Annotated in this window: 5 protein-coding genes; all 5 read right to left on the reverse strand. The window is 36.1% G+C overall.

The features are described from left to right. Nucleotides 1-3 precede the first annotated feature (3 nt). Entirely contained in the window at nucleotides 4-8,556 is an 8,553-nt protein-coding gene (locus UH1x_RS02615; RefSeq protein ID WP_482624884.1) for a PKD domain-containing protein, read from the reverse strand. 626 nt (nucleotides 8,557-9,182) lie between these two features. Next, nucleotides 9,183-9,710: a 1-acyl-sn-glycerol-3-phosphate acyltransferase gene (locus UH1x_RS02620; RefSeq protein ID WP_482624886.1), complete on the reverse strand. Its 528-nt coding sequence runs from the start codon at nucleotides 9,708-9,710 to the stop codon at nucleotides 9,183-9,185. A 58-nt stretch (nucleotides 9,711-9,768) separates the two neighbouring features. After that, on the reverse strand, nucleotides 9,769-10,878 hold the full coding sequence (locus UH1x_RS02625) for an iron-containing alcohol dehydrogenase family protein (protein WP_482624887.1): 1,110 nt from the start codon (nucleotides 10,876-10,878) through the stop codon (nucleotides 9,769-9,771). A 23-nt stretch (nucleotides 10,879-10,901) separates the two neighbouring features. Beyond that, nucleotides 10,902-11,600, reverse strand: a complete 699-nt coding sequence (locus tag UH1x_RS02630) for an HAD family hydrolase (protein WP_482624889.1) — start codon at nucleotides 11,598-11,600, stop codon at nucleotides 10,902-10,904. After that, nucleotides 11,591-12,304, reverse strand: a complete 714-nt coding sequence (gene kdsB / locus UH1x_RS02635) for a 3-deoxy-manno-octulosonate cytidylyltransferase (protein ID WP_482626480.1) — start codon at nucleotides 12,302-12,304, stop codon at nucleotides 11,591-11,593. Before kdsB ends, UH1x_RS02630 begins: the two co-directional genes overlap by 10 nt. Nucleotides 12,305-12,319: the final 15 nt, after the last annotated feature.

Here is a 12,319-nt window from a genome sequence, read left to right on the forward strand (position 1 = left end):
AGATTATCTCTTAATTGCCATTTGCTGTTGTGATTGTTTACCTTCTGTATCTATGGTTCTGACAAAATAAGAACCTGTAGGTAAATCTTGAACTCCGAGGAGATATGTACCAACATCTTGACTAGCATCCATATTTAAGGTTTGTACCAATTTACCGGTAATGTCATATATGTAGATTTGTGTAAGACGCGTAGGTTCATCAAAAGAAACAGTTGTCCTTTCTGAGGCTGGGTTTGGAAAAATACTCATAGTAGTCTCAGCAGTCTTCGCTGTTGAAATAGATTGTACCACATTAAACTTAACCGTCAAGCTTTGCCCAATTTCACCTAAAGCACCTCCCAAGGTATACGGTGTTGCTTTCAAAGTATATGATCCAAGTGGAAATGTTTCCGGTATGAACTCACCATTTAAATCACCATAAAGAGCATATGGAGAATTAGTCTCTACCCAAGTCCTATCTAGTGTACCAGACAACTCAAACTTGACACTTCCGACAATTAAAGGATTTGTATTAGCTCGAATATTAACGCCTATTGCATCAGTAGCGTTAATATTCATATTATTCTGTATCTCGAACAACTCACTTTGGTTGGTAGCATCCATTAATGTAAAGCTTACAACTTTATTAATATCGATATGATCAACCGCAGTAACAACAATACTCTCAGTACCTGTTGCATTATCATCATCGGTCAATGTCAACGAAACATCGTAATCTCCACCTGTCGCATAGGTATGAGATGGGTTTTGTTCGTCTGAAGTATTCCCGTCTCCAAAATCCCATAAATAACCCGTGATGTCACCATCACTGTCCGTAGACCCTGAACTGGTGAAATTCAATCTAAAAGGAACACTACCGTCTGCATTACCCGATAAAGACACCAACGGCGGAATATTCGCAGGTGGTCCACTAATAACGGAGAAACTAACCGTTTGGCTTACCCCGGAAGAGGTAGTGGTAGCCAAGGTATAATCACCAACTGGGAACTCTTTACCTTGAATATCGATCCCAATATCACCGAACAGGGAATACGGTGCGGAAGGTCCTTCAGACTTATTCTGATTTACAGGACCCGTTAGCTTGAACGTAACATTTCCCGGATTCAAATCTGCATTGTAAATAATGCCCAATGGGGTATTGCCGATATCGGACTTGGTGATCTGAAGACCATCGGTCAGCACATACAACTGACTGTCATTATCCGCATTCAATACAAACAATGTTGCATTGTCTATTGGGGCGTTTACCGCGATATTTATGCTTGTTGTGTCCATTGCCCCTTCATTATCGGTTACCGTAAGGGTTACCATAAAATCTCCTTCATTTGTAAAGATATGATCAGGATTGGTCTGAGTAGAAGTTGATCCGTCTCCAAAATCCCATTCGTACATAACTATGTTACCATCAGGATCAAAAGATCCCGAACTTGAGAATTCAACTGTCAATGGAGAAGTACCATTTGCAGGCGAAGCATTAACTACAGCACTCGGTAACTGGTTTATAGTAGGATCAACCGCAGTAACAACAATACTCTCAGTACCTGTTGCATTATCATCATCGGTCAATGTCAACGAAACATCGTAATCTCCACCTGTCGCATAGGTATGAGATGGGTTTTGTTCGTCTGAAGTATTCCCGTCTCCAAAATCCCATAAATAACCCGTGATGTTACCATCATTGTCCGTAGACCCTGAACTGGTGAAATTCAATCTAAAAGGAATACTACCGTCTGCATTACCCAATAAAGACACCAACGGCGGAATATTCGCAGGTGGTCCACTAATAACGGAGAAACTAACCGTTTGGCTTACCCCGGAAGAGGTAGTGGTAGCCAAGGTATAATCACCAACTGGGAACTCTTTACCTTGAATATCGACCCCAATATCACCGAACAGGGAATACGGTGCGGAAGGTCCTTCAGACTTATTCTGATTTACAGGACCCGTTAGCTTGAACGTAACATTTCCCGGATTCAAATCTGCATTGTAAATAATGCCCAATGGGGTATTGCCGATATCGGACTTGGTGATCTGAAGACCATCGGTCAGCACATACAACTGACTGTCATTATCCGCATTCAATACAAACAATGTTGCATTGTCTATTGGGGCGTTTACCGCGATATTTATGCTTGTTGTGTCCATTGCCCCTTCATTATCGGTTACCGTAAGGGTTACCATAAAATCTCCTTCATTTGTAAAGATATGATCAGGATTGGTCTGAGTAGAAGTTGATCCGTCTCCAAAATCCCATTCGTACATAACTATGTTACCATCAGGATCAAAAGATCCCGAACTTGAGAATTCAACTGTCAATGGAGAAGTACCATTTGCAGGCGAAGCATTAACTACAGCACTCGGTAACTGGTTTATAGTAGGATCAACCGCAGTAACAACAATACTCTCAGTACCTGTTGCATTATCATCATCGGTCAATGTCAACGAAACATCGTAATCTCCACCTGTCGCATAGGTATGAGATGGGTTTTGTTCGTCTGAAGTATTCCCGTCTCCAAAATCCCATAAATAACCCGTGATGTTACCATCATTGTCCGTAGACCCTGAACTGGTGAAATTCAATCTAAAAGGAATACTACCGTCTGCATTACCCGATAAAGACACCAACGGCGGAATATTCGCAGGTGGTCCACTAATAACGGAGAAACTAACCGTTTGGCTTACCCCGGAAGAGGTAGTGGTAGCCAAGGTATAATCACCAACTGGGAACTCTTTACCTTGAATATCGACCCCAATATCACCGAACAGGGAATACGGTGCGGAAGGTCCTTCAGACTTATTCTGATTTACAGGACCCGTTAGCTTGAACGTAACATTTCCCGGATTCAAATCTGCATTGTAAATAATGCCCAATGGGGTATCGCCGATATCGGACTTGGTGATCTGAAGATCATCGGTCAGCACATACAACTGACTGTCATTATCCGCATTCAATATAAACAATGTTGCATTGTCTATTGGGGCGTTTAAAACTTTTATAGAGTTAGAAATGCTATTTGAACAACCATTACTATCTGTATAAGTATAGGTTATAGAGAACTCACCTACACCTATTGAAGGATCAAAAATATTTTCATTAACTCCTATCCCACTGTATTCACCTCCTAATGGCATTCCACCAATTAAATTTATCGGACTATCTGTAATAAGAATATCGCTAAAGGGTTCTAAGGTTACAGAAGGAAGTTCTGGTTCATTTAAAGTTATTAACAAATTTTCGTAGCATCCATTAGAATCAGAAACTGTAACATTATATGCGCCAGCCTCTAAACCTACGGCTGTAGAAGAATTTAAATTGCTATCGTGACTCCAATCATAGGTTAGTGAACCTTCAAACCCTATCGTATTTATCACTATTGAGCCGTTATTAGTATTACAACTACTAGGATTAACTTTATTTGCAATACTAGCATCAAAATTTATACATATAGGATCTTGATCAATAAATTGGAAGTTTACAGATTTGGTTTCTCCCTGTTCGCCAGTTAGCCCTACGTTTATATATGGTGTTGCAGTGATAGTATAACTACCAATCGCAAAAAGCTCTCCCCCGTAATCTCCTGTTAGTACATCGTCCCCATATAGTGAAAAAGGTGCCAAGCTTTCTGTTTGATTTTTAGACTTATCACCGCTTAACATTAATTGTACACTACCTACGTCAGAAGAGGTATCTGCACGAATAGCTAAATTTGTGTTTACATAGTTAGCTGCATTGATTAATTGCCCTTCGGTCAATATCATTATGTCTTGATCTGTGTCTGCGTTTATTAATGTAAATGCATTAACACTAAGTTGATCGTCATTATCGTCTACTGTAACTATTATGGTCCAAATTTTTTGTGATCCATCTTCGGCGGTTACTGTATAATTTACCGGATTGGTAAAATCCATAACATCTCCAGAATTTGGATTCACATTTGCGTTTGAAGAAACACCAAAATTTGGTTCTAGCGTGGTCAAATCTGTTCCCGTAACAACGCTAACCTCTACTAGTCCAGAAGAATAATCAATTATTTCTGGCTCAGATTGTTCTTCAAAAGAGAAGAACACAATATTATTCTCAGAAGAGCCCGCGTAGTTGACAGTTACGGTTTGTATACAACTAGTTAGATTATTAGCATTATCAAAAGCTATCCATTCAATTTGGGTTTCACCAACTGGAAACGCATCGTCCAACTCTAAACCATCGTTACGAGTACTTTTTAATATAATATCTAATTCTGAGCATGAATCAAATACCGCTGGAGCTACTATTTCAAGTACCATTGGGTTTCCATTTAAACTAGTAGCACTAATATTGACAGGACAATCAAAACTTGGTCCTACCTCATCATTTACCGTAATTGTCTGAAAACAAGAATCAGACATGTTACCTGATGCATCCAATGCTACCCATGTAATGGTAGTCTCTCCTAAGGTATATGGTTCGGACATAAGCAAACCATCACTTCGAGTGGACTCATAAGTAATCTCACCACTTAAATCAATTGCGGACATATCCGAAATATTCAAATTCACACCGCAAAGACCTTGGATCGTGGAAGTAATTATATCTGCCGGACAAGTAATAATAGGTGCAACATTATCCGATACTGTTATTGTTTGAGTAACCTCTGTTGCCAAATTTCCAGCTTCATCCGAAACATTATATGTGATAATATAATTGCCAATGGTATTTACATCGACTACATCACCTCCAATTATAATTTCATCGGTCAAATCTCCATCCAAATCATCAGTAGCACTGGCTCCTAAATTAACATATGGAGAACCTAATTCAATTTGCAAGGGGTCAGTATCCAATAAGGTTATTATAGGTGACGTATTGTCTTGTAAGGAAACTGTAAAATTAATAACATCTTTTGCTTCTGAATTAGTAAACTCAGCATGAGTTGGATCAGCAACTACCACCACTATAGTGTTTAACCCTTCAATTATACCGTCCAATTCGTTTAATTCCCAAAACTCCTGTCCTATTTGTGAAGCTGTTGAAATTCTGGTTGCAGTATTAATATTATTTATATCTGGCGGGTTAATATAAAGATGATAATGTTCGGTCAAATCAAATAATACATCTGTACCTGACCATTCCAACCTAACGTTAGTAGAATACAACTCTTCACTATCTAAAGGAGCAACTATAGATACTGCTGGTCCAGAAACATCAATTTCAATTTCTGAACTGCTACTTTCAGAATCGCTATCTGTAACTGACGCAGTTAGTGTCTGAATTCCAGGGGTTACAAACATCCCGTTAATATTAGAACCAATACCATTTAATGGCACTGTAGTAAACCTAGTGTCATTAGAACTCCAATTAATTGATCCGGAAATGTCTCCATCTTCAGAATCTAAAGCTGTTCCTACTAAATCAACATTTACACCTCTTACAATAGAGTTATCTTCTGACGGTGAATTTATAGTTACTATTGGTGCCGTATTTTCAGGTTCTGATATTAAGCAAATACTAAATCCTTTAATTGATGGATTTTGAGTACCCTGGATGAAATTGATATTCATTACACCATCTTCAACAACAACAGTAAAGGTTTCAACTATGGCAATATTAACACCACCTGCGGCTATTGAAGGTCTATAATCATCTAACACCAAGTCTCCTTCTATTTCTACATCAAATACTCTAGGGTTACTATTTTCGCCCGTCCAATTTTCATTAAACAAAAAATCAACCTCATAAGTACCATTTGCTGGAAACTCCCAATTCATTAAAGTTCCGCCTTCAATATGTCTTTCTGTTTGAAAAATAGCATCCGGATAACCTGTATTATTAGAAACTAAAGCTGCATTTGACCCAAAAGTTTTATCAATTGCTCCTTTATAATATATAGATGGAGTTCCAGTTTCGGCAGTGCCACCAGCTTGATCTGCAGATTGATCTGCTTCAAAATCACCACCTATTAAACCAAATAAAGAGCCTCCCGCATTTACTCTAAATGCTGTATTGCAAGAAGCTATTGGTGATTGTGAAATAATAAAATTCTTGATATTTACTCCTGCGTTAAAATCAAAACGAATAGACTGTAAACCTGAATTACTGAAATCTACCGAAGTAAAATATGTGTTGTAGGTCTGCCATGCCGACTTTGTAACATTGAACGAACCAACCGGTAAATAATTACCATCAATTTCTTCGGAAATACTAACGACAGTAGTACCATTGTTTCCTTTAGCCGCTAAAAGCTCTATGTCATATATACCAGGCGTTGGCACGTCTATTAAGTATTCTATATAATCACCTGCATCTATATAACCTACATTTTGCGCAACATTATCTTCAATAGCAACTGTAAAAGGTATCACCGGAGCAGTATCTGAAGATGCTTTATACCATGGTAAAGGATTTGTAAAGGTATTAGCTAAAATATTTGCAGGAATAGTTTGTGCTATATCAATTGAAAATGTTTGCTTTACAGGTAAATTAACGCCGTCATCAGTTATAACCTCAGCTATATATGAACGACCATCTCCTGAAACTGTATTCCAATTAAATGTGTAATTACCATCCCCGTTATCTGTCAAGGTATAAGTATTATCAGGTACTGTAGTAGACGGTAAGAAAGGATCATTAGAGCCACCATTACTCTTATCATATATGACTATATTGGTGTTAAATATATTTTTGTCGTCACTGACTGCAATATTTGTTTCTATAGTTGATCCCTCAGCAACTTCAACATTACCTATTGTTTCTATAGTAGGCGGTAAATTAGCACCAGAAGGATATATTGTAATGGTAAATTCTGCAGTAATTGGAGAACTAAATCCATCAGATATAATAGCATTAACTTTATACTCGCCTATTTCTTCAATTAAAGGTGTTCCCACTAAATAACTATTAGATGCATCAAAACTCAAAGAAGTTGGTAAATTATTAAACGTAACCAATAACTCATTATCTTCTTGAATATCAATAATCTCAGTTACACTCTCACCTACCTCAAACTGAAGATTAGCTATGTTTGCTGTAGGATGTAAATTTGTGATTGGTGTCTTGGTTAAACAAAATCCAGATATTTTTCCATTATCTACAGTTGCAGGTCCAATTTGTACATTTAAATTACCATCATTAACCTGAACATAATAGGTTCTAACTATGGCAGTCTTATTATTAGGAATACCATCTTTAATTGGATCAACTAAATCATACTCATCTAAAATTATATTCTCTTCTAATAGTACATCAAAAACTCGTCCGCCAGGATTAGTGTGATAAACCTCTGCAAAATATAAATCAACTTGATAATAACCATTAGGGACAGGAACTTCATAAGAAACTGGAGGATTTGCTACATTTTTACCTCCATAAATCTCTTTTTGAAATAAATTCTGTTCTGCGGTAGTAGAAATTCCATCTATTGCTCCATTATAGCCTAAATAAGTACTTCCGCTTGTACGAATAAAAGGAGCTCCATCTGGAGCATCTGTATTAGGGTCACCCTCAAAAGACCGACCAAAAGCTGTTAAGCTTTCATTTCCACTTGCAATACATAATTGAAAAGTATCGTCTTCTATGAAAGTGGCACTAATTGTTGAGGATGCTTGAACATTTAAAAATTCATACATAGAAACAGCACCAACTGAATTACCATCAATGAATACATCTTCTATTTCAAATCCAATATCAGGGACTATATTAAATACAATATTATCACCTTGATCAATTAAGGTAGTCGCAGGAGAAATAGTGCCATTTAAGCCTGAGTTCGTTGCTATGGTAAAAGTATTAATAGACTCTTGAGTAACTCTTACAGTACGAAATATCTCTAATGCTGCATTACTAGCTAAATCAAAAACATTATATGTTACTATATAATCACCTTCTATACTGCTATCCACGAAATCACCTCCGATTATAATATTGTTACTTATATCGCCATCTGTTTCATCAATTGCTGTTGCTCCTTGTTCAACATAAACATCACCAATAATCAGGTTAACAATTTCATCTCCTGTTAATGTAATTATAGGCGGAGTAGTATCTATAACACCTACTGTAATTGTTGACCCGGTATTATCATTTAATATATTGAATCCATTATAGGTGACTTTTGAAGGTAGTCCAGTAAATTCTAATTCGGTAGTTCCTAAATTTTGAGCAATAAATTCAATTTCCAGAAAATCAAAATTAGTATTTGGGAAATCGGAAAAAGTACCCGCAACATAATCAATAGTTCCTGAAATATTATCAAAACCAGCTCCTATAATAGGCACTGGCAGAGGGTTTGATTGAGGTAAACTAACACTAACTACTTCAATAATGTTTGGATCAAAACCCATATGAATTTCAGTTGCGTCTACATTCTGATCAGTATTGACTCCCACTGTAACAGTAAATGTTTGATTGGGTGCCACCATTACAACTGTTGGATCAGTAACTATTTGAACTTGTCCCAAAAGAGAGGTACTATAGCAAAGAAATAACACTAATACAACAGCAAATTCTCTTTTAAAACCAATATTTTGAACTAAATTAATTGGATTTAAGGATCCAATAAGTTTGTGTAAAAACTTAAGCATAGTGTGTGGAATTTAGGATGATGGATGAATAAATAATTGTATTAGATCGAAAAGAAAAGATTCTCTTGTTTTTGCAAGGAAAGGATGAATACCAAAAATATTTGATAATACTTTTTTGAAATAAAATACCCAAAGAACTAATGGTTAGTCCTCTAATTTTTAATAGATGAATTTTGGTCATTTGTATAGGTTTGGTTAAAGGATAACCAAAGCACTATAAGGTTAATTTATTATCGTAAGTGGGGTACGAAATAAATACCTTTTCTGAAGGGGGAAATTAAAGCAAGAGTAGCTAAAATTTCAAAAAATATATTCAAGACAAGAATATGTATTTATGTTTAGAAACCAACATTCGTAAAATCTATTTACGACTAACGTTTAAAAAAATCGACAAAATGCACAAATCTATAAGACTAAATTTTATTTAAAAACCATTAAAACCTTCAAAACCAAGTCTGCACTTTATAATTCTATTTAAAAAACTAAGATCCAAAAGTCATAATCTTATTATATACCATCTCCACTTTAGAGGATATGTTTGCATTTTTGTTTTATAAAATCAAACCCAATTTAAGATTGTTTACGATAGGTGGGTATTTATTTTAAATGATCTAAAAACCTCTCATTCAATGCTTCCCCTCTACCCCATCAAAAAAAGCATGATATTTTTTAAAGTCGGCTTCTTTATCTTCTGTTGGGATAAGAGGTTCTGATAATTTTATTTCTTTTTTGCCATAGTCAAAGGCAACTAGTACTATGGGTACATTAGCAGTTTTAGCTATATAGTAGAATCCTGTTTTCCATTTTTCTACTTTCTTTCGTGTGCCTTCAGGAGAAAGTGCCAGCCTAAACTTTTTTCTTTCACTGAATATGGCTGCTGTAGCTTTTACCGTATCGCTATTTTTTGTTCTATCAATTGGAGCACCACCTGTCCACCTAAAAAACCAACCAAAAGGGGCTTTAAACAGGCTTTTCTTTCCAACATAGTTTATTTCTTCTTGCCAAACGGCTCGTATTAACAACCCCAAGAGAAAATCCCACCAACTAGTATGTGGCACTACAATAGCAACAAACTTATCTAGATGTGAAGGGAATTCACCATTAAGTTTCCACCCTAGCATTTTAAAATATATAAATTTTGCTATTTGCTGCATAAGACTAAGATGTAGGCTATGATATTAATTAACCTACTGATTAAATAAATGAAATAAACTATATTTTTTGATAAATAGCCTTAAGCTTTTCAGGAGTAATGATTGATTTCCATTCTTCCCCTAACGCATTTTCCCATAAAGGTTCCATACCCATAGCAACAGAAATCATAGTATCCATTTCTGCTGTTGTCAATTTTGAGCATACCTGTTTTGGTAATACTATATCATGCTTCTCAAGCATTTTGTTGAACACCTCCACTCCTTCTGGATAAAACTCTTCTAAGTATTGAAAAACAAGACAATTACCTATTCCGTGCTTTACACCTAAAACGTAACCCAAACCATAACTCATAGCATGTGCTACGCCCACTTGTGAATATGCAATACTCATACCACCATGCCAAGATGCCATCATCAGCTTCTCTCTACTTTCCGATTCTTCTATATCCTCTAAAAATACTTCTTTGCAAAGTTCTAATGATTTCTCGCCATAACTTTGACTAAAAGCATTTAGAAATGTTCCGTTCAAAGATTCTACACAATGTATATAGCAATCCATACCGGTATAAAACCATTGTTCTTTTGATACGCCTTTAGTTAAATCTGGATCTAACAAAACCTGATCAAAAGTGGTATAATCCGAATTTATACCCAGTTTCTTTTCTGGTCCCATTAACACGGTAGTTCTTGAAACTTCTGCACCGGTTCCACTTATTGTGGGTATACCTACATGGTAAATTGATTGCTTATTCACTAAATCCCAGCCTTGATATTCTGATGCACTACCTTTATTGGTTAGCATAATAGCCACTGCTTTTGCTAAATCTAATAGCGTACCACCACCAATACCTATAATACCCGATGGCAATTCTGTAAACTTTTCCTGTATCATTTTAACAAGAGCATCCACTTGTTCTGTTTTGGGCTCTTCTTCTGCAGAAATCAATATAATCTGATCACAGAAAATACTGGGTATCCTACTTATAAGTTCAGTATTCTCAAAAACATCATCTACCAAATAAATCATTGGTGCTTCTGAATGCTTTCTTTTAGGCATTAAAATATCGCCTAGGGTATTAAAACTTCCTTTTCCATAAACTACTCTTGGCACCATTGGAAAATTTCTAAACTCCTCCGATGCTTTTGTTGGTATTTTCTTCAATGTCATTTGTTTATTCACGTCCATCTCCATTACACATATTCCAAAATATCCGTTAGTGCAGAAATTGTCATGTATCCCTTATTCTCTATTGGTCCTTTTACCTCTTCGTGTTCCCATGTAGTATGAAAGGGTACATGTATGGCACGTGCACCTAATTCTACTAAAGGTAAAACGTCTGATTTCAGAGAATTACCTATCATTAAAAACTCACTTGGTGCTATTTGCAAATGCTCTAAAAGATCGCTGTAATTCTTTTCCTTTTTATCGCTCAATACTTCTACATGATGAAAATATTCCGATAATCCCGATCGTTCCAGTTTTCGTTCCTGGTCTAAAAGATCTCCTTTAGTCAAGACAATTAATCGGTATTTATCTTTTAAGCTTTTTAAAACATCTTCTACTCCTTCCAATAATTCTACAGGCTGGGTAATCATATCTTTTCCCAAATCTAATAGTGCACTTATGGTTTTGGATGAAACTTGATTATTAGAAAGTTCTAAAGCACATTCTACCATAGAAAGCACAAAACCCTTTATCCCATATCCGTATAAATCTAAATTCTTTATTTCCGTTCTAAAAAGCTCTTGATCTATCTTATTCTTGGTTTCGTACTTCTCCAATAAATTGGCAAACTTATCTTCAGTATCTCTAAAGTAAGTCTCATTTACCCACAAGGTATCATCAGCATCAAAACCGATTACATTAATTCCGTCAAAATTTATTTCCATGCTGCTTGAGCTTTCTTTAAGTCTTCAGGAGTATCAATTTCTATGCCCTGAACATTCGTTTCTACCATTTTAATTTTTTTGCCATATTCCAAATAGCGAATGGCTTCGATTTTCTCCGTTGCTTCCAATTGCAACATAGGTAACCTTTTAAAATCCATTAAAGCACTTTTTCTAAAAGCATATATACCTTTGTGCTTATAATATATGGTGTTGTCACTTTTTGCTCTTGGATAAGGTATAGGTGACCTTGAAAAATACAGTGCAAAATCTCTGTTATCCACTATTACCTTTACCGTATTCGGATTATTGATTTCTTCCTCATCTGTAATTTTCACCATTAGAGAAGCTAAATCAATTTCCTTATGAATATCATCTTCAAAAACCTTCATCACCCCTTCTAAGCTTTCCCTATCAGTAAAGGGCTCATCTCCTTGAACATTTACGATAATATCGACATCCATCTGCATAACGGCCTCTGCGATACGATCACTACCACAATCGTGCTCTTTTTTACTCATAATCGCCAAACCACCTGCTTTAACGATAGTATCATAGATAACCTCACTATCTGTAACCACATATACTTCATCAAACAATTTGGTATGTACTGCAGCTTGATATGTTCTTAAAATGACCGGTTTACCAGCTAAATCTTGCATTAGCTTCGCAGGAAATCTTGATGCCGCATAACGGGCAGGTATCATTGCTATTTTCTTCAA

It is taken from the genome of Maribacter sp. UH1 (genome assembly GCF_056839145.1).